At 66.9% G+C, this 19,498-nt stretch carries 18 protein-coding genes; 9 read left to right on the top strand and 9 right to left on the bottom strand.

From position 1 onward, the window contains the following. Positions 1 to 135 precede the first annotated feature (135 nt). From cphA (ACK4S9_RS18130) to ACK4S9_RS18120, 3 genes are read left to right on the top strand one after another with little or no spacing between them, the layout of a single operon-like run. Positions 136 to 2,313, top strand: a complete 2,178-nt coding sequence (gene cphA, locus ACK4S9_RS18130) for a cyanophycin synthetase (protein WP_409728546.1) — start codon at positions 136 to 138, stop codon at positions 2,311 to 2,313. An 18-nt stretch (positions 2,314 to 2,331) separates the two neighbouring features. Beyond that, the gene (gene cphA / locus ACK4S9_RS18125) at positions 2,332 to 4,902 is read left to right on the top strand and encodes a cyanophycin synthetase (protein WP_409728543.1); all 2,571 of its coding nucleotides are present in this window, start codon (positions 2,332 to 2,334) and stop codon (positions 4,900 to 4,902) included. Beyond that, positions 4,902 to 5,756: a MaoC/PaaZ C-terminal domain-containing protein gene (locus ACK4S9_RS18120; protein ID WP_409728540.1), complete on the top strand. Its 855-nt coding sequence runs from the start codon at positions 4,902 to 4,904 to the stop codon at positions 5,754 to 5,756. The genes cphA (ACK4S9_RS18125) and ACK4S9_RS18120 overlap by 1 nt, the downstream gene beginning before the upstream one ends. An 18-nt stretch (positions 5,757 to 5,774) precedes the next feature. Here the strand turns inward: ACK4S9_RS18120 and ACK4S9_RS18115 are convergent, their stop codons facing one another. Continuing rightward, the gene (locus tag ACK4S9_RS18115; protein WP_409728537.1) at positions 5,775 to 6,488 is read right to left on the bottom strand and encodes a hypothetical protein; all 714 of its coding nucleotides are present in this window, start codon (positions 6,486 to 6,488) and stop codon (positions 5,775 to 5,777) included. 256 nt (positions 6,489 to 6,744) lie between these two features. Between ACK4S9_RS18115 and mutS the strand changes: the two genes are divergently transcribed. Both mutS and ACK4S9_RS18105 read left to right on the top strand, forming a co-directional pair. After that, positions 6,745 to 9,408 carry a DNA mismatch repair protein MutS gene (gene mutS / locus ACK4S9_RS18110; RefSeq protein WP_409728535.1) on the top strand — a complete coding sequence of 888 codons (2,664 nt, stop codon included), beginning with the start codon at positions 6,745 to 6,747 and terminating at the stop codon, positions 9,406 to 9,408. Next, the gene (locus ACK4S9_RS18105; protein ID WP_409728532.1) at positions 9,408 to 10,379 is read left to right on the top strand and encodes a hypothetical protein; all 972 of its coding nucleotides are present in this window, start codon (positions 9,408 to 9,410) and stop codon (positions 10,377 to 10,379) included. The genes mutS and ACK4S9_RS18105 overlap by 1 nt, the downstream gene beginning before the upstream one ends. 161 nt (positions 10,380 to 10,540) lie before the next feature. Here ACK4S9_RS18105 and ACK4S9_RS18100 read toward each other — a convergent pair whose 3' ends face one another. Beyond that, positions 10,541 to 11,074, bottom strand: coding sequence for a peptidylprolyl isomerase (locus tag ACK4S9_RS18100; RefSeq protein ID WP_409728530.1), 534 nt, complete (start codon positions 11,072 to 11,074; stop codon positions 10,541 to 10,543). Positions 11,075 to 11,151: 77 nt separating this feature from the next. Between ACK4S9_RS18100 and ACK4S9_RS18095 the strand changes: the two genes are divergently transcribed. The 3 genes from ACK4S9_RS18095 to ACK4S9_RS18085 all read left to right on the top strand — a co-directional run bounded on the left by ACK4S9_RS18095 (position 11,152) and on the right by ACK4S9_RS18085 (position 13,312). Next, positions 11,152 to 12,273 (top strand): JmjC domain-containing protein, encoded by a 1,122-nt coding sequence (locus tag ACK4S9_RS18095; RefSeq protein WP_409728527.1) that lies wholly within the window; start codon positions 11,152 to 11,154, stop codon positions 12,271 to 12,273. Between the two features lie 12 nt (positions 12,274 to 12,285). Next, positions 12,286 to 12,774, top strand: a complete 489-nt coding sequence (locus tag ACK4S9_RS18090; protein ID WP_409728525.1) for a hypothetical protein — start codon at positions 12,286 to 12,288, stop codon at positions 12,772 to 12,774. A 268-nt stretch (positions 12,775 to 13,042) separates the two neighbouring features. Further along, positions 13,043 to 13,312: a hypothetical protein gene (locus ACK4S9_RS18085; RefSeq protein WP_409728522.1), complete on the top strand. Its 270-nt coding sequence runs from the start codon at positions 13,043 to 13,045 to the stop codon at positions 13,310 to 13,312. Positions 13,313 to 13,498: 186 nt separating this feature from the next. Here ACK4S9_RS18085 and bamC read toward each other — a convergent pair whose 3' ends face one another. The 7 genes from bamC to ACK4S9_RS18050 form a co-directional block, all read right to left on the bottom strand. After that, complete coding sequence (gene bamC, locus ACK4S9_RS18080) at positions 13,499 to 14,644, bottom strand: outer membrane protein assembly factor BamC (RefSeq protein WP_409728519.1); 1,146 nt, start codon at positions 14,642 to 14,644, stop codon at positions 13,499 to 13,501. Positions 14,645 to 14,686: 42 nt separating this feature from the next. Beyond that, entirely contained in the window at positions 14,687 to 15,568 is an 882-nt protein-coding gene (gene dapA / locus ACK4S9_RS18075) for a 4-hydroxy-tetrahydrodipicolinate synthase (protein WP_409728516.1), read from the bottom strand. A gap of 57 nt (positions 15,569 to 15,625) precedes the next feature. Continuing rightward, positions 15,626 to 16,201, bottom strand: coding sequence for a class I SAM-dependent methyltransferase (locus ACK4S9_RS18070; RefSeq protein WP_409728514.1), 576 nt, complete (start codon positions 16,199 to 16,201; stop codon positions 15,626 to 15,628). Continuing rightward, positions 16,198 to 16,854 (bottom strand): site-2 protease family protein, encoded by a 657-nt coding sequence (locus ACK4S9_RS18065; RefSeq protein WP_409728512.1) that lies wholly within the window; start codon positions 16,852 to 16,854, stop codon positions 16,198 to 16,200. Before ACK4S9_RS18065 ends, ACK4S9_RS18070 begins: the two co-directional genes overlap by 4 nt. 66 nt (positions 16,855 to 16,920) lie before the next feature. Beyond that, positions 16,921 to 17,544 (bottom strand): L-threonylcarbamoyladenylate synthase, encoded by a 624-nt coding sequence (locus tag ACK4S9_RS18060; protein WP_409728510.1) that lies wholly within the window; start codon positions 17,542 to 17,544, stop codon positions 16,921 to 16,923. A 38-nt stretch (positions 17,545 to 17,582) separates the two neighbouring features. Next, entirely contained in the window at positions 17,583 to 18,458 is an 876-nt protein-coding gene (gene htpX / locus ACK4S9_RS18055) for a protease HtpX (protein WP_409728507.1), read from the bottom strand. Positions 18,459 to 18,542: 84 nt separating this feature from the next. Next, positions 18,543 to 18,785: a hypothetical protein gene (locus tag ACK4S9_RS18050; protein WP_409728504.1), complete on the bottom strand. Its 243-nt coding sequence runs from the start codon at positions 18,783 to 18,785 to the stop codon at positions 18,543 to 18,545. Between the two features lie 174 nt (positions 18,786 to 18,959). On the opposite strand from ACK4S9_RS18050, the gene ACK4S9_RS18045 reads away from it, so the two are divergent. Then, positions 18,960 to 19,498 (top strand): transposase (locus ACK4S9_RS18045; RefSeq protein ID WP_409728501.1); only part of this gene is annotated, 539 nt, incomplete at its 3' end.

Genomic DNA, 19,498 nt, shown 5'->3' with positions numbered 1-19,498 from the left:
TGTGAAGCTTCGGGCCGGCAAGTATACATGAAGTGCGCTGCGGGAAACCGCCTTTGGGTACCGTAGCAGCAGGCAGGTAATTAAAGACAACGCCAGGCTTGCGCGCGAGCGCGCGGCTGGCACAGACATTTTTTCATGAACAAGAAGAACGACATCAAGTTCCTCCGCGTGACCCACCTGCGCGGCCCGAACATCTGGACCTACCGACCGGTGATCGAGGCCTGGCTCGACATTGGGGAACTCGAAGACTTCCCCTCGAACAAACTGCCCGGCTTTACTGAACGCCTGACCGCCTGGCTGCCGGGCCTGGTCGAACACCGCTGTGGTGTCGGCACCCGCGGCGGCTTCCTGGAACGCCTGCGCGACGGCACCTGGGCCGGCCACATCCTCGAGCACATCGTGCTCGAACTGCAGAACATGGCGGGCATGAAGGCCGGCTTCGGCAAGACCCGCTCGACCGGAGAGCGCGGCGTCTACAAGATGGCGTTCCGCACCCGCGACGAGATCGTCGGCCGCGCCGCCCTCGAGGCGGGCCACCGCTTGATCATGGCGGCCATCAACGACACGCCCTTCGACATGGCCGCCACGGTGCAGGCCCTGACCGAACTGGTCGACCGCTGGTGCCTGGGTCCGTCGACCGCCCACATCGTCGACGCCGCCACCGAGCGCCGCATCCCCTCGATCCGCCTCACCGAAGGCAACCTGGTGCAGCTCGGCCACGGCGCGGCCCAGCGCCGCATCTGGACCGCCGAGACCGACCGCACCAGCGCCATCGGCGAAGGCATCGCCAGCGACAAGGACCTGACCAAGACCCTGCTCGCCTCCTGCGGCGTGCCGGTGCCGGAAGGCGCCCTGGTGCGGAGCGCCGAAGAAGCCTGGGAAGAAGCCCAGGACATCGGCCTGCCGGTCGTGGTCAAGCCGGTCGACGCCAACCATGGGCGCGGCGTGACCCTCAACCTGATGAGCGAGGCCGAGGTGCTTGCCGCCTATGCGATCGCCTCGGAAGCCGGCGACAGCACGGCGGTGCTGGTCGAGCGCTTCATCCCCGGCAACGAGCACCGCCTGCTGGTGGTCGGCCGCGAGGTGGTGGCCGCCGCCAGGGGCGAGTCGCTCTGGGTGACCGGCGACGGCAGGCAAACCGTCGTCGAACTGTGCGACAGCCAGATCAACACCGACCCGCGCCGCGGCGAGAGCGAGGAACACCCGCTCGGCCGCGTCAACCCGCACGACAGCGAGATCATGCTGGACCTGCAGCGCCAGGGCCTCACGCCCGAGTCCGTGCCGCAGCTTGGGCAGAAAGTGCTGATCCAGGTGAACGGCAACGTCGCCGACGACGTCACCGACCTGGTCCACCCTTCGGTCGCCCACGCCGCCGCGCTGGCGGCGCGCATCGTCGGCCTGGACATCGCCGGCATCGACCTGGTATGCGAGGACATCTCGCGTCCTCTGGAAGAACAGCGCGGCGCCATCATCGAAGTCAATTCGAGCCCGGGCCTGCTGGCCCATATCAAGCCGGCCAGCGGCCAGCCGCGCAACGTGGGCAAGGCCATCGTCGAGCACCTGTTCGCCGACGGCGAAACCGGGCGCATCCCGGTGGTGGGCGTCACCGGCACCCTCGGCACCAGCCTGATCGCGCGCCTGGTGGGCTGCCTGGTCCACATCACCGGCAAGCACGTCGGCGTGGCCAACGGCGAAGGCCTGTACCTCGACGCGCGCCAGGTCTCGAACCGCGATTCGACCGGTGTCGAGGCCGGCCAGCGCCTCCTGATCAACCGCACCGTGCAGACCGCCGTGTTCGAGTCGAACGCGCGCTCGATCCTGGCGGAGGGCCTGCCCTACGACCGCTGCCTGGTCGGCATCGTCACCGACATGGAAGGCCTGGCGGACGTGCGTGACTTCCACATCCAGGACCAGGACGCCCTGCGCAACGTGATCCGCAGCCAGGTCGACGTGGTCCTGTCGGAAGGCACCGCGGTGCTGAACGCGGCCAACGAACAGGTTGCCGCGCTGGCGGAACTGTCGGACGGCCGCGTGATCTTCTACGCCCTCGACGAGAACAACCCGGTCGTCGCGAACCATCGCGCGCAGGGCGAACGCGTGGTGTTCGTGCGCGACAACCGCATCGTGCTGGCCGAAGGCTTCGATACGGAAGACGTCTTGCTCGACCTGTCCAGGATCCCGCCGGCGACCGTGAAGCACCCGGACAGCGTGCTGGCGGCCGTGGCGGCCGCCTGGGCGCTGGGCGTGCCCTCCGACCTCATCTGCGGCGGCCTGTGCGCCTTCGACGCCACCCCGAAGAAAACGATCCACTAAATAGAAGACTGAAGGTTTATGGAAGTATCTCGTGTACGGGCCCTGCGCGGCCCAAATCTGTGGAGCCATCACACCTCGGTGGAAGCGATCGTCTCCTGCACGCTTGACGAAGAATCGATCCGCGGGCTGGAAGGCTTCGAGACGCGCCTGCGCGCGCGCTTTCCGCAGGTGGGCGAACTGCAGCCCTACGGCCACGACGGCACCGTGCCGCTGGCCCAGGTGCTCGAACGCGTGGCCCTGGCCCTGCAGGCCGAAGCCGGCTGCCCGGTCACCTTCAGCCGCACCACCGCCACCGTCGAGCGCGGCATCTACCAGGTCGTGGTCGAGTACAGCGAGGAAGACGTCGGCCGCCTGGCCCTCGAACTGGCCCGGCAACTGGTCGAAGCGGCCCGCAACGACACCGCCTTCGACCTGCCGGGCGCCCTGGCGAAACTGCGCGAAGTCGACGAGGACGTGCGTCTTGGCCCGTCCACGGGTTCAATCGTGCAGGCAGCCGTCGCCCGCAACATCCCCTTCCGCCGCCTGACCGAAGGCAGCCTGGTGCAGTTCGGCTGGGGCAGCCGCCAGCGCCGCATCCAGGCCGCCGAGATCGACGCCACCGGCGCGATCGCCGAGACCATCGCCCAGGACAAGGAACTGACCAAGAAGCTGCTCGATGCCGCCGGCGTGCCCGTGCCGATGGGCCGCAGCGTGAGCGACCCGGAAGACGCCTGGGCCGCCGCGCTCGAAATCGGCCTGCCGGTCGTGATCAAGCCGAAGGACGGCAACCAGGGCAAGGGCGTGACCGTCAACGTCACGACGAAGGAACAGCTCACCGCCGGCTTTCACGCGGCCTCGGAATTCCGCGACGACATCCTGGTGGAGCGCTACCTGCCGGGCCACGACTACCGCGTGCTGGTCATCGGCGACAAGCTGGTGGCCGCGGCGCGCCGCGATCCGCCCCAGGTGGTGGGCGACGGCGTGCACAGCGTGCGCGAACTGGTCGAGCAGGTCAACAAGGATCCGCGCCGCGGCGATGGCCATGCCACCTCGCTGACCAAGATCCGCTTCGACGACATCGCCCTGGCCACGCTGGCCAAGCACGGCATGACCGCCGACTCGGTGCCCGGCAAGGGCCAGCGCGTGGTGCTGCGCAATAACGCCAACCTGTCCACCGGCGGCACCGCCACCGACGTGACCGACGACGTCCACCCGGAGGTCGCCGAGCGCTGCATCGCCGCCGCCCACATGGTCGGCCTGGACATCTGCGGCGTCGACCTGGTGTGCGACAGCGTGCTTCACCCCATCGAGGAGCAGAACGGCGGCATCGTCGAAGTCAACGCCGCTCCCGGCCTGCGCATGCACCTGTCGCCCTCGTTCGGCAAGCCCCGCCCGATCGGCGAAGCCATCATGGACACCCTGTTCGCGCCCGGCGACGACGGCCGCATCCCGGTGGTCGCCGTGACCGGCACCAACGGCAAGACCACCACCGTGCGCCTGATCGCGCACCTGTTGACGGCGTCTGGACTGCGCACCGGCATGACCAACACCGACGGCGTCTACATCGAAGGGCGCCGCATCGACAGCGGCGACTGCTCGGGTCCGCGCAGCGCCCGCAACGTGCTGCTGCACCCGGACGTCGACGCCGCCGTGTTCGAGACCGCGCGCGGCGGCCTGCTGCGCGAGGGTCTCGCTTTCGATCGCTGCCAGGTGGCGGTGGTGACCAACATCGGCGCCGGCGACCACCTGGGCCTGAACTACATCACCACGCTGGAAGACCTGGCGGTGCTCAAGCGCGTGATCGTGCAGAACGTGGCGCCCGGGGGCATGGCCGTGCTGAACGCGGCCGACCCGGCGGTGGCCGCCATGGCCGAAGTGACCCGCGGCGACGTCACCTTCTTCGCGCTCGATGTCGGCCACCCGCTCATGGCCATGCACCGCGCCCAGGGCCGCCGCGTCGTCTTCGTGGAGGACGGCCAGCTGGTCGCCGCCCAGGGCACGTTCGAACAGCGCGTGCCGCTGCTCGAGGTGCCGATCACGCGGGGCGGCACGGTCGGCTTCCAGGTCGAGAACGTGCTGGCCTCGGTGGCCGCGGCCTGGGCCGTGGGCACCGATTGGGACAAGATTCGCCTCGGCCTGAAGACGTTTGTGGGCGAGAGCGACAACGCGCCGGGCCGCTTCAACGTGTTCGACTACCGCGGCGCCACCGTCATCGCCGACTATGGCCACAACCCCGACGCGATCGCCGCGCTGGTCAATGCCGTCGAAGGCATGCCGGGCGAGCGCCGCTCGGTGGTGATCAGCGGCGCCGGCGATCGCCGCGACCAGGACATCACCCAGCAGACCGAAATCCTCGGCAAGGCGTTTGACGAAGTGCTGCTGTACCAGGACCAGTGCCAGCGCGGCCGCGCCGACGGCGAAGTCGTGGCGCTCCTGCGCCGCGGCCTGGTCGGCGCCACCCGCGCCAGCCACGTCGAGGAGATCGACGGCGAATTCGTCGCGATCGACCGCGCGCTGTCGCGCCTGCAGGCCGGCGACCTGTGCCTGATCCTGATCGACCAGGTGGACGCGGCGCTGGCGCACATCGCGCGACGCGTCGCCGAAGGCTGATGCCCCCTGCTTCACCCGCCCACGTGCCGGCGCTGCCGGCCATGGGGCCTGTCACGCTGCTGCGGGCGCTGTTCAAGCGCCCGCGGCGCCCCCTGCCCGCCCTGCTGCCGGAACTCGTCACCGAGTACCGGCTCGACCGCCTGCCGCTGGACGAGGTCGCGCGCTACCGCACGGCCTTCGGCTTCGCGGGCGAACGGGTGCCGCTCACCTGGTGGTACCTGCTTGCGCAGCGCGCGCACCTGGCAAGCATGCTCGATCCGCGCTTTCCGTTCCGGATCGTTGGATTGGTGCACATGGAGAACACACTCGAGGAGCACGGCGCGGCCGCGCCTGGCCAGGCGCTGGTGCTGCGCACCGTGCTGCGCCTGCTGCCGCCGTCCGCCAGCGGCGCCCTGCGCTGCGTGCTGGAGACCAGCGGCAGCGCGCATGGTGCGCCGGTGTTCAGCTGCGCCAGCACCTACCTGGTCCGGCGCGGCAAACGGGACGGCGCCAGGCCGCCGGAAGCCGGCCCCGCGCTGTCCGGCCGCGCCCTGGCGCACTGGACGCTGGACGCCGCGGCCGGCCGCCGCTACGCACGCCTGTCCGGCGACTGGAATCCGATCCACCTGGCCGGCTGGAGCGCACGCCTGATGGGCATGCGCAGGCCGATCATCCATGGCATGCACACGCTGGCGTCGAGCTGCGCGGCGCTGGAGAACGAGCGCGGCCGCCATGCCGTCCGCATCGAATGCCGCTTCCGCGCGCCGGTGCCCCTGGGCAGTTCGGTCGTGCTGCGCGCCGCGCCGGCAGCGGGCGGATTCGTGGTGGAAGCAGGCGGCAAGCCTGCGGTCACGGGCGACTGCAGCCTGGCATGAGCGCCGCGGCGAGCCCGGTTATGGCTTGCTTGCCGGCTCGACAGCGACCTTGATCGACTTGTAGAACACGGCGCTGCGCGCCTCGAAGCCGGAATCGATCCCGAAGAAGACCCAGATCTCGCCGTTGGCATTGCTGGTGACCGCCAGTGGGGCCGTGCTTTTCAGCACCTTGGCCTGGTAGACCTGGGGGCCGCAGTCCGGTACGGCGTTGGCGACGTTGCCGAGCACCTGGGACGCGGGGCCAGGCGTGGCCTGGTTGCCGCGGTCGAGGTTGACCCTCCACTCGCCGTTGACCTGGACGGTTTTCGGTTCCGTCGGCGCCGCGCCCGCGACCACGTAGACGCTTTCGCCCGGGGCGCCGCCGACGCCGACGCAGCCGGACGACTGGTTGCTGGCGATCTCGATCTCGAAGCGCAACAGGTAGGAGGAAGACGGCGCATAGCCGACGAACTTCTTCCTGCTATAGATGAACAGGTCGTCGCTGCGGTTGGTCCCGGCCGTGTAATAGGCCTGGCCCGACAAGGGCGCCGGCAGCGGACGCAGCCCCCACACGACCTCGGTCGGCGCCGTCGCGTCCTCGTAATCGGCGAACTCGCCCACCCAGCCGTCGAGCGAATCGGCGAAGCTGGCGCTGATCTGTGGCGGTGCCTCGTCGAGCGTGTCGCCTCCGCATGCGGCAAGCAGGCAGGCTGAGCTGATCATGCCCAGGACAAGTATTTTTTTGATGGTCATCGGCGTTCCTCCACGAGTTTGGTTGTGAGCGAGGATAAGCCTGCGGCATGTCTGGAACTAGGCGGTTTTTGTCGGAGAATTGTAGAGTTTTGACAACATTCGATACTATGCGTACATATATGCACCTACCCGTTGCAAGACACGGCAAGCGCCACCGCGCTGCCGGCATGTCCGTTTTACAGCGCCGGCTTGACCGATCGCGGTAAAATGACGAGCCCGGGCCAACACCCGTCTTGCCGTACCGAATCACGACCACATGAACGCTCCCAACGAAATCAACGCCGCCGCCCTGAAGACCGGCACGACGGAAAAAGTCACTCCCATGATGCAGCAATACCTGCGCATCAAGGCCGATTACCCCACCATGCTGGTGTTCTACCGCATGGGCGATTTCTACGAGTTGTTCCACGACGACGCGGAAAAAGCGGCGCGCCTGCTCGGCATCACCTTGACCGCGCGCGGCACCTCGAACGGCCAGCCGATCAAGATGTGCGGCGTGCCCTTCCACTCGCTCGACGGCTACCTGGCCAAGCTGGTGAAAATCGGCGAATCCTGTGCGATCTGCGAGCAGATCGGCGACCCGGCCCTGTCCAAGGGACCGGTGGAGCGCAAGGTGGTGCGCGTGGTCACCCCCGGCACACTGACCGACAGCGACCTGCTGCCGGAAAAGGCCGACCGCCCGCTGCTGGCGCTGTGCATCCTCGCGCAGCGCAAGAACGTCACCGTCGGCCTGTCCTGGCTGTCGCTGGCCAGCGGCGTGCTGCGCCTGATGGAATTCTCGGGAGACCAGCGCACGGTCGAGGCGCGCCTGGCGCATGAACTCGAGCGCATCGCGCCGGCCGAGATCCTGCGCGCGGACTGCGCCGACCTGTTCGAGTCCGAGCCGGTGGCGCATACCAACCGCGTCCCGGAATGGCACTTCGACGTCCTCAAGGGCCACGGCGCCCTGCTCGAGCAGCTGGGCGTGGCCACGCTGACCGGCTTCGGCGCGGACGGCATGGGCGCGGCGTTTGGCGCGGCCGGCGCGCTGCTGCGCTATGCGCAATCCACGCAAGGTCGGTCCCTGGGACACGTCAAGAGCCTGGCCTGCGAAACCGAAAACGAATACATCGGCCTGGACGCCGCCACACGCCGCAACCTGGAACTGACCGAAACCATCCGCGGCCAGGAAGCGCCGACCCTGTTCTCGCTGCTGGACGGCTGCCGCACCGCGATGGGCTCGCGCATGCTGCGCCACTGGCTGCACCACGCGCGCCGCAACCAGCGCGTGGCGCGCTCGCGCCACGAGGCGATCGCCGCGCTCGCCCAGGCGGATGCAACCCACGGCCTGTCGGCCCTGCTGTCGAACGTGCCCGACATCGAACGCATCACCACCCGCATCGCCCTGCTGTCGGCGCGCCCGCGCGACCTGTCCTGCCTGCGCGACGGGCTCAAGCAGCTGCCGGCCCTGCGCGAAGGGGTGGCGCGCTGCTTCGTCCCGGGCGACACCAGCCTGCTGCGCGAAATCCACGACCTGCTGGCCCCGCCCGAGGCCTGCCTCGACCTGCTCAGCCGCGCGATCATGGAAGAGCCCAGCGTGATGGTGCGCGACGGCGGCGTGTTCGCGCGCGGCTTCGACGCCGAGCTCGACGAACTGCGCGCGCTGTCCGAGAACGCCGGCCAGTTCCTGGTCGACCTGGAGGCGCGCGAGCGTGCCCGCACCGGCATCGCCAACCTGCGCGTCGAGTACAACCGGGTGCACGGCTTCTACATCGAAGTCACCAACGGCCAGGCCGACAAGGTGCCGGAAGACTACCGCCGCCGCCAGACCCTGAAGAACTGCGAGCGCTACATCACGCCGGAACTCAAGGCGTTCGAGGACAAGGCGCTGTCGGCCCAGGACCGCGCCCTCGCCCGCGAGAAGATGCTGTACGACGCCCTGCTGGGCGAGCTGGCGCCCTTCATCGGCTGCCTGCAGTCGGTCGCCGGCGGCCTGGCCCAGCTCGACACCCTGGTGGCCCTCACCAGCCACGCGGTGCGCAACAACTGGTGCGCGCCCCAGTTGGTGGACGAGCCCTGCCTGACCATCGTCGAAGGCCGCCATCCGGTGGTGGAAAACCAGATCGAGCGCTTCATCGCCAACGATTGCCGCCTGGCGAACGAGCGCCGCATGCTCCTGATCACCGGCCCGAACATGGGCGGTAAATCGACCTTCATGCGCCAGGTGGCCTTGATCACGCTGCTGGCCTACGTGGGCAGCTACGTCCCCGCCACGAGCGCCACGATCGGCCCGATCGACCGCATCTTCACCCGCATCGGCGCCAGCGACGACCTGGCCAACGGGCGCTCCACCTTCATGGTCGAGATGACCGAGTCGGCGGCGATCCTGAACGGCGCCACCGAGCAGTCGCTGGTGCTGATGGACGAAGTCGGCCGCGGCACCTCCACCTTCGACGGCCTGGCGCTGGCCTGGGCGATCGCGCGCCACCTGATCGAGACCAGCCGCAGCTTCACGCTGTTCGCGACCCACTATTTCGAGCTGACCCAGCTGCCGGAAACCCACCCGAGCGCGGTCAACGTGCACCTGTCGGCCGTGGAGCACAAGGACAGCATCGTGTTCCTGCACGCGGTGCAGGACGGCCCCGCCTCGCAAAGCTACGGCCTGCAGGTGGCGCAACTGGCAGGCGTGCCGCCCGCGGTGATCCGGGCCGCGCGCAAGCACCTGGCGCGCCTGGAATCGCAGGCGCTGGACACGACGCCGCAGCTCGACCTGTTCGCGGCCCCCGCCGAGGAAGCGGAGCACAGCGCGGCGGCCAGCCCGGCCCCGGAGAACCGCGCGAACGACGAATTGCAGCAGGCCCTCGCGGCCATCGACCCGGACGCCTTGAGCCCACGCGAAGCACTGGAACGGCTCTACGAGCTGAAGCGGCTCGTCGCCTGATGCCGGCGCGCCGTTCCTTCCTCCTCGCGAGCCTGCTTGCGGTTGCGGTGGCCGCGGCGCCGGCGCTCGCCCGCGACAGGAAGAAGGCGGCCGAGGTGCTCAAGGATCCCGATGCCCACCGTTTCATGGTGGCGGGCCAGCGCGCGGCCGAGGGCGGAGAAGCGGCGCTCAAGGAAGTCCTGCTCGAGGCCAAGGACCCCGACCTGGCCTTCCTGGTCGTCACCGGCATCAAGGGCGCCGAAGAAGCCTGCGGCGACCGCCTCTACCAGAAGCGGCGCGACCTGTTCGACAGGGCCAGGCGCCCGGTGATCCTGTCCTTGAGCGGCGACGACTGGACCGGCTGCCGCAATTCGGCGGGCCGTACCAATGCGATCGAACGCCTGAACCGGCTGCGCGAGCTGTTCTACAGCGAGCCGGAGTCGCTCGGCAGGGCCAAGCTGCCCTTGACCCGCCTGTCGAGCAGCCCGCGCTTTCGCAGCTATGCCGAGAACGCCCACTGGCAGGTGGGCAAGGTGATGTACGCCACCATCAACCTGCCCGCGGCCAACAATCATTACCTGGCGGCGGCGGGACGCAACAGCGAATACGAGGACCGGACCGTGGCCAACCGCTTCTGGCTCAACCGCCTGTTCGCGATCGCCAAGCAGGACAAGGTCGATGCGCTGGTGCTGTTCGCGGAAGGGAACATGCAGCCCCTGTTGCAGCCGGCCAACGGACTGCGCGCCCTGCTGCAGCGCACGCCCAGCGGCCAGGACGGCTTTGCCGCGACGCGCCGCCAACTGCAGCAGCGGGCGGCCGGTTTCAAGGGGCGGGTACTGGTGGTGGACAGCGCGGAACTGCCGAAGGAAGCGCGGCCGGCGATCGAATGGCGCGCCAACCTGGGTCACCTGTCCGTCGGAGCGCACGCGGTGGAGGTGCAGGTGACGAGCAAGGGGGAGAATGTGTTTTCGCTGGGCGAGACGTTGCGCTAGCGGCTGCTCAAGCTAAATTGGGTTCCCGCCTGCGCGGGAACGACGGTCTTTCGCCAACGCCATTCTCAGCGTTATCTGTTGAGCCGTCATCCCGGCGCAGGCCGGGACCCAAGTCTGTCGCGAATCCCGCAGCGCATCCCGGCGCCGCAGGCGCGAATCGATTACAGCGGCTTGCTGCGGAAGTGGTCGCCCTCTTCGCTGTCTTCGATTTCTTCGTGGTGGTGACCGTGCGCGCCGTGCACGTGGCCGTGGGCGACTTCTTCCGGGCTGGCCTCACGCACGTCGATCACCGACAAGTCGAAGCGCAGGGCCATGCCGGCCAGCGGATGGTTGCCGTCCAGCACCACCTTGTCGTCGGCGATGTCGGTCACGGTGAAGATGGTCGGCTCGTCGTCCACGCCTTCGGCCACGCCTTCGAACTGCATGCCGACTTCGAGCGGCTCGGGCAGGCGCTTGCGGTCTTCGACCTTCACCAGTTCCGGATCGTAGTCGCCGAAGGCGTCTTCCGGCTCGACCTGGATCGTCGACGAATAGCCTACTTCCTTGCCGTCGAGCTCTTCTTCGATCTTCGGCAGGGTGTTTTCGTAGCCGCCGTGCAGGTACACCATCGGCTGGGAGCCTTCCTCGATCAGGTTGTTCTGGGCGTCCGACAGCTTGTAGTTGACCGACACGACCGTATTCTTGGCAATCTTCATCGCAGATCCTTTCGTTGTAAGCCCCGGATTATACCCCTAGCCAGCCGCCGCACTTGCCAGGCTGGTTATAATGGCGCATGAAAAAATTACAGCTTCTCGGGAATATTACTCCCGCCCAGTTCCTGCGCGATTACTGGCACAAGAAACCGCTGCTGATCCGCCAGGCGATCCCCGGCTTCAAGCCCCTCCTCAGCTTTGCAAAACTTGCCGAACTGGCGCGCCAGAACTACGTCGAATCGCGCCTGGTCACCCTGCGCGGCGGCCAGTGGGACATGCAGCACGGCCCGCTGACCGAACTGCCGGAGCGCAGCGAACGCGAATGGACCATGCTGGTCCAGGGCGTGAACCTGCACGACGAGCGCGCCGACGAACTGCTGCGCCAGTTCCGCTTCGTGCCGGACGCCCGCCTCGATGACCTGATGGTGAGCTACGCCAGCGACGGCGGCGGCGTCGGCCCGCACTTCGATTCCTACGACGTGTTCCTGCTGCAGGCGCAGGGCAAGCGCCGCTGGCGCATCAGCGCCCAGCAGAACCTTGACCTGGTCGAAGGCCTGCCGCTCAAGATCCTGGCCGACTTCGAAGCCGAGGAGGAATTCGTGCTCGAACCGGGCGACATGCTCTACCTGCCGCCGCACTACGCCCACGACGGCGTGGCCGAGGGCGAATGCATGACCTACTCGATCGGTTTCCGCTCGCCCTCCTTCCAGGAACTGGGCGAGGCCTTCCTGCAGTTCATGGCCGACTCGATCGACCTGCCGGGCCGCTATGCCGACCCGGACCTGGCGCTGGCGAAGAACCCGGCCGAGATCCCGCGCGACATGCTCGCGACCGTGACCGAGGAACTGAACAAGGTGCGCTGGGACGAGGAAGACGTCACCATCTTCCTGGGCGAATACCTGTCCGAGCCGAAGCACAACGTGTTCTTCACCGGCCCGGCCAAGCCGCTGACGGTGGGCCGTTTCATGGAGACCGCGGCCAGGAAGGGCCTGAAACTGTCGAGCAAGACGCTGATGCTCTACCGCGGCAAGAGCGTCTTCATCAATGGCGAGTCCTTCGCCGTCGGCCGCGCCGACAAGGTGGTGCTGGACGTGCTGGCCAACGAGCGCCGCATCGATGGCGCGCTGCTGGGAAGCGCCACCGACGACGTGCTCGAAGCCCTGTATACCTGGTACCAGGACGGCTGGGTGGAACTGGGCTGACCAGGGGGCGCCATGCAGGAACCGACAAGGGAAGGAACGATCCGTTTCGACACCCGGGCGCAATTCGAGACGCAGTTGCGCGCCTGTCTGGCTGCCGCCCGCACCCGCCTCGACCTGTTCGATCCGGACTTCGCCGCCTTCCCGCTGGGCGCCGCCGACGTCGAGGCGAGCCTGCGCGAATTTTTCAGGCGCGGCGGCGTGTTGCGCCTGGCGCTGCACTCGCCCGATTACGTCGAGCGCCACTACCCGCGCTTCCTGCGCCTGCTGCGCGACTACGGCCACCTGCTCGACTGCCGCCGCACGCCGCAAGGCCTGCGCCAGCTCACCGATTCCTTCTGCATCGCCGACGAGTTGCACGTGGTGCGTCGCTTCCATAGTGCGCACATGCGGGGCGAAGCCTGCTTCGCAGTCGCGCAAGCGGCGGAGCTGCCGCGCCAGCGCTTCGAGGCGATCTGGGACGAATCTTTTCCTGTTCTTCAGTCAACCTCAACCGGCCTATAAGCGTTATAGGGGTGTTGTTACCAGTTGATGGGCTTGCCGTTTCATCTTGTAACAATATGAAGCTTGTTGAACCGCAAAATACTTTCGCCAAGGAATGAGTTCGCTATTGCGATTCAGTAAATTTGGCTATAATATCAGGTCAGGAAGGTTCCGTTGCCAATATGGCAGGTTTGCTTTTGTTGAAAGCACGAGAATTCCTCTGAGCAATAATTACCGGTAATTATTATTCAAACAAGCAGTACTTACTTTTGAAATATTAAGGAAAATCATGAAAAAATCCCTGCTGATCGTTTCCCTGATGGCTGTTGCTCTGGCTGCTTGCAGCAAGAAAGAAGAAGCTGCTCCGGCCGCTCCGGCTGCTGTTGAAGCACCTGCTGCTACCGACGCAGCTGCTACCCCGGCCGCTACCGACGCAACCACCGCTGCTCCGGCTGACGCTGCTGCCGTCGCTGCTGACGCCGCTTCGACCGCCGCTGACGCTGCTGCTGCTGCTTCGCAGGCTGCTTCGCAAGCTGCTGACGCTGCTGCAACCAAGTAATCAGCGCGATCTGATGCAAGACCGGCCTGCGGGCCGGTTTTTTTTCGCCTGTACCATCCGCATTGCCGGTTCGCGTGCAAAACCAGGTCCCGGCCTTCCGCCGGGATCGCATTCCACAGCAAAGCACCCGCGCATAAAAAAACCGGCCATCCAGGCCGGTTTCGACGACATCGTCAACTTCCTTGATTACTTCAGCTCGTCCGCCAGCAGCTTCAGGATCTTCGCGCCGGTTTCACCAGTTTCCGGCTTGCCGTCATTGGTCTGCACGCTCACTTGGCTGGTCGAAGCGCCCTGCTCGGCCTTGACGATCACGCGGTAGCGCTGGGCTTCCTTGGCCTTGTCGTCGCCGCCGAAGGTGAACAGCCGCTTGAAGAAGCCGTCCTTGCTGGCCGCATCCGGATCGACGTAGCGTACGAAGTACACGCCTTGCACGCGGTCGCGGTCCTCGACGGTGAAACCGACGCGGTCGAGCGCCAGGCCGACGCGGCGCCATGCGCGGTCGAAGCCTTCGTTTACTTCCACGGCGTTGCCGACCAAGGTGGCCTGCTGCGGCGCCACCGGCGCATTGGCGACCATGGTCTCGGCCGGCTTGGTTTCCTTGACGCCGGTGAGCTGGGCCACCAGGCGACCCAGGAACTGGGCTTCCAGGCCAGGATCGTTCGGACGCACGGTCCAGATCGTGGTTTCCTTCTGCGCGCCCTGCAGCACTTCTTCGGCGCCGCGGTGGCTGATCCAGATCTCGGTCGAGCCGTCCGGCAGGCGCTCCAGGCGGGTGCGGAACTTGTCACGCTCGCCGGTCGAGTAGGCGCTGTCGAACACCTTGCCGATCGAGCGGCGGATGAAGTCCTGCGGGATCTTCGAACGATTCTCCACCCAGTTGGTTTCCATGGTGCCGGTCGTGGCCGATTCGGTCTCGATCGCGAAGCCCTGGTTCTCCCAGAACTGGCGCAGCTGCGGCCACAACTGCTCCGGGGTCTGCTTGACCACCAGCCAGCGCTGGTCGCCGTTGCGCTGCACGCTCACGGCGTCGGTCGAGACCGGGCCGATCGGCTGCAGCGAACCGCCCATCGGCGCCATCGCACCCTGCGCGCCCATCTGCTGCTGGAAACCGGATGCCGTCGCCACGCCCTTGCCGTCCGGGACGGCGTAGCGGTTGTCGCGCTGCAGCGCGGTCAGGTCCGGCGGAACTTCCAGGTTGGCGGCCTTCTTGGCGCCACGGTAGTCGACCTTGTCCGATTCGAAGATGGTGGTGCAGCCGGCGAGGCTCAGCGCGATCGCGGTCAGCGTCAGCGCGCGCGCGGCGCCGGTAGTCTTAGTAGTGCGATTTGTCATGTCGTTCGATATCAGGTACTAGGAACCGGAACCCTTGCGGGTTCAGGCAGGAAGAAGGCCCGCCTGGGCCAGTGCGCCACGCACGGTATCGTGGAAGGACGAGCCCAGCGGCGCTAGCGGCAGGCGCAGGCCGGACGGGATCTTGCCCATCTCGGCCAGCGCCCACTTGACCGGCACCGGGTTGGGCTCGACGAACAGCTTGGCGTGCAGGTCGAGCACGCGGTTGTTGATCTCGACCGCGCGCGCCACGTCGCCGGCCATCGCGGCCACGCACAGTTCGTGCATCGCGCGCGGCGCCACGTTGGCGGTCACCGAGATGTTGCCGGCAGCGCCGCAGAACATCAGGGCCATCGCGGTCGGGTCGTCGCCCGAGTACACGCCGAAGGACTTGTCGACCATGCGCAGCAGCTCGATGCCGCGGCCGATGTTGCCGGTGGCGTCCTTGATGCCGACGATGTTGTCGATCGGCGCCAGGCGCGCGACGGTCTCGTTGCTCATGTCGGCAACGGTGCGGCCCGGGACGTTGTACAGGATGACCGGCAGGTCGACCGCTTCGGCAATGGCCTTGAAGTGGCGGTACATGCCTTCCTGGGTCGGGCGGTTGTAGTAGGGGACCACCTGCAGCGAGGCGTCGGCGCCGACGTCCTTCGCATGCTGGGTCAGTGCGATGGCCTCCACGGTGGAGTTGCCGCCGGCGCCGGCGATCACCGGGACGCGGCCGGCGGTGTGCTCCACCGCGATCTTGATCAGTTCGGCGTGCTCCTCGGGGGAGACGGTGGCCGATTCGCCCGTGGTGCCGACGATGACGATGCCGTCGGTGCCTTCCGCGATGTGCCAGTCGATCAGCTTGCGCAGAGAGTCGCGGTCAAGACTGCCGTCCTCGAACATCGGGGTGACGATTGCTACGATGCTGCCCTTAATCATATGCGTTGACGGTGCCGGAAAGTAAATAAAAGTTGGATTGTAGCGGATCGCCCGCCTCTATGGTTCATTCGAATCCACATAATGGTCGAGCTTCGCTTCGGTTTTGGCAAAGCCAGGGCCGGCCGCGCACAGGCGCTGCACCTGCGCCGGGTGCGGCCGATCGACGTGGCCGTCCTCGTAAGCCAGCACCTGCAGCCCATTCCCGCGCGCCAGGCCCAGCAGTTCTTCGGGTGCCAGCAGGAAGTCGGGATTCGAGGGCTTGCCGTAGACCTGATTACCCTGCGCAAACGTTTCGTAAATCAGGATGCCGTCCGGGCGCAGGCTGCGCGCCAGGTCGGCAAACAGCGGACGGTGCAGGTAATTGGTGACGACGATCAGCGCGAAACGGCCCGGCGCGAAGGGCCAGACGGCGCCCTCGGCCTCGAGGTCATGCTGCAGCGTGGCCACGTTCGGACCGGCGAGCGGGCCCAGCAGTTCCGCATTGCGGTCCAGTGCCGTCACCTGCATGCCGCGCGCCGCCAGCAGGCGCGTGTGGCGGCCGCTGCCGCAGGCCAGGTCGAGCGCTTCTCCGCCCTTGGCCAGGGAGGCGAATCGCTGGACCCAGGGCGAGGCCGGCAGGATCGTCATGGTCATGTGAGCAGCAAGGTCAGGGGCGAGGCGATCAGCTGCAGCAGGATGCGTCCCAGGTTCATCACCGGCATCACCCAGAAGGCCAGCAGGTTCATGAAGATCAGCGCCAGCACGATGAAGAAGCCGTACGGCTCGATGCGCGCGAACTGGTAGGCCAGGCGGGTCGGGAGCATGCTCGTGAGCACGCGGCCGCCGTCCAGGGGCGGGATCGGCAGCAGGTTGAAGGCGAACATCAGGAGGTTGGCGAACAGGCCGGCCTGCGCCACCTTGTGCGGGAACTCCTCGCTCACGCCGAAGGCGACCAGCAGCACCGCCAGCACCAGCCACAGGAAGGCCATGATGAAGTTGGCGCCGGGGCCGGCCAGCGCCACCCAGGCCATGTCGCGCTTCGGGTTGCGCAGGCGATTGAAATCGACGGGAACCGGCTTGGCGTAGCCGAACACGAAACCGGTCGTCAGGTACAGGGCGATGGGAATGACGATGGTGCCGAAGATATCGATATGCACCAGCGGGTTCAGGGTCATGCGCCCGGCGGCATAGGCGGTGTTGTCGCCGAAATAGCGGGCGACGTAGGCGTGGGCGGCTTCGTGCAGGGTAATCGCAAAGAGGACGGGCAGCGCGTAGACGGCAATGTTACGTATGAGTTCAGGATCCATGTGCGCGATTTTATCAGGTCCGCCCGTCCCGGCTGTTAGGAGAAGCTGAAGGCCGGGGAGTCGGACCTAGAGCCCGAACGCCGCCGGATCCCCCCTGCCCTCGCGCACCAGTTCCGGCGTGGGGCCGGTCAGGTCGATGACCGTGGTCGCCTCGAGCGTGCCGGCGCCGCCGTCGATCACCAGCTCGATCTGCTTGCCGAGCCGCTCGAGCACTTCGTCGGGATCGGACAGCATGTGGTCGTCGCCCGGCAACTGCAGGGTGGTGCCGATCAGGGGCTCGCCCAGCTCCTCGATGAGGGCCAGCATGATGTGGTTTTCCGGCACGCGCACGCCGATGGTCTTGCGCGACGGGTGCGACAGGCGGCGCGGCACTTCGCGCGTCGCTTCCAGGATCACGGTATACGGCCCCGGCATGGTCGCCTTGAGCAGGCGGTACTGGGTATTGTCGACGCGCGCGAAGTGCGCGATCGCGGACAGGTCGCGCACCAGGAGCGTCAGGTGGTGCTTGTCGTCGACGCCGCGGATGCGGCGCAGCTTCTCGACCGCGGCCTTGTCGTCGAGGCGGCACACCAGCGCATAGGCAGAGTCGGTCGGCGCGGCCACGATGCCGCCGGAGCTGATGATCTGGGCAGCCTGCTTGAGCAGCCGGGGCTGCGGATTCTCGGGGTGGATCTGGAAGTACTGGGCCATGGTCGCCTTTCTTTGGTTTCTTTGCTTTCTTTATCCTGTCAGCGCAGCGCCTGCAGCGCCGCGATGCGCTGCTCCATCGGCGGGTGGGTCGAGAACAGCGCGCCCAGGCCGCCGCCGCTGCCCGAGATGCCGGAAGCGGCCATCGACGACGGCAGCGCGCCCGGCGCCAGGCCGCCCAAACGGGCCAGCGCATGCTGCATCGGCACCGGGCTGCCCAACAGCTTGGCGGAACCGGCGTCGGCGCGGAATTCACGCTTGCGCGAGAACCAGGCCACGATGATCGAGGCCAGGATGCCGAACGCGATCTCGCACACGAACACGGTGATCATGTAGCCGACGCCGGGGCCGCGGTCTTCGCTGCGGAACAAGACCTTGTCGACGAAATAGCCGACGACGCGCGCCAGGAACACGACGAAGGTGTTGACCACGCCCTGGATCAGGGTGAGCGTGACCATGTCGCCGTTGGCGATGTGGGCCACCTCGTGGCCGAGCACCGCCTCGACCTCGTCCTGGTTCATGCTGGCCAAGAGGCCGGTGGACACGGCCACCAGCGCGGAATTCTTGAAGGCGCCGGTGGCGAAGGCGTTCGGTTCGCCCTCGTAGACGGCGACTTCCGGCATGCCGATGCCGGCGCGCTCGGACAGCCTGCGCACGGTGTCGACCAGCCAGCGTTCGGTGGCGTTGGCGGGGGTCTCGATGACGCGCGCGCCGGTCGACCACTTGGCCATCGGTTTACTCATCAGGAGCGAAATGAAGGAACCGGTAAAGCCGACCACCAGCGAGAACACCGCCAGGTTGCCGATGTCGATCCCCTGCCCCGTGACGGCGCGCCCCACCCCGAGCAGGTTGAGCACGAGCGACACCACCAGCACGACGGCAAGGTTGGTGGCAAGGAACAACACGATGCGTTTCATGGACAGCCCTCCTGGCAACAAAATGATGTCAGGCTGCCAAGATTGGGACATGTTGCGGCAAATTCAAGACGGAATGCGCATTCCTCAGGTCTTGTCGGAATCCGAGCCCGCTGCCTCGCTTGCCGCACCAGCGGTCAGGACGACCCCGGTTATCAGGATCGCCGGAACGGCGCCGGCTTCGCCCAGGAAGATCGCAAGGATCGCGCCCGCGGCCGTCACGGCCAGCGGCCGCGGCCAGCGCTGCCCGGGAAAGCGGAAAATCAGGTACAGCGCCAGGGTGCCCACCAGCGCAAGGGCCAAGACCCCATACCAAAGCACATCGGTCATATCAGCAGGAAAAGCCAAGTCGAAACGGAAGCAGCATACCTCCTCATCCGGCCGATAAAGTCACGCAAATCCACACTGGCCGGTTTCGGCAGTCTATCCCTTGCGCTAACGGCGCCAAAGAAAAGGCGCTGTCAACCTTAACTATGGATGAGGGCCGAACTGCTGAGCTGCTCCATGGTCAAACGCCTGTCACCACAGACGGGAACGACCATGCGCGCACAGCATTTCAAGAAGTGGTTTGCCAAACTATCTGCACTGAACCTGCCCCAGCGCCTGCAGACGCTGGCCGCCCTGCATCCCGCTGCCGGGCTGGACCAGGTGATTGCCCTCATCGGCCAGATCGGTGCAACGCGGCGCCGCTGCCCCAGTTGCGCATGCGAACGTTACTACCGGCATGGGCAAGCCAACGGCCTGCAGCGCTACCGCTGCCGCGCCTGCCGTCGCACCTATAACGACCTGAGCGGCACACCGCTGGCGCGGCTGCGGATGCGCGAAAAATGGCTCGATTACCTGGCAAGCGTGCTCGACTCGACGTCGGTACGCGCTGCAGCCAAGAAAGTCCGGGTGCACCGTAACACCGCCTTTCGCTGGCGCCATCGCTTCCTGAAAGGTCCCCGGCAGGACCAGCCACAACGCCTGGGCGGCATTGCCGAGGCCGACGAAATGTTCATGCTGGAATCGCAAAAGGGCGCGCGCAAGCTGGACCGTCCGGC

Source organism: Massilia sp. (assembly GCF_046293535.1).
GTDB lineage: Bacteria > Pseudomonadota > Gammaproteobacteria > Burkholderiales > Burkholderiaceae_D > Telluria.
Note: the sequence above shows the minus strand (reverse complement) of the source record. Positions and strands in the feature narration are given on the sequence as shown.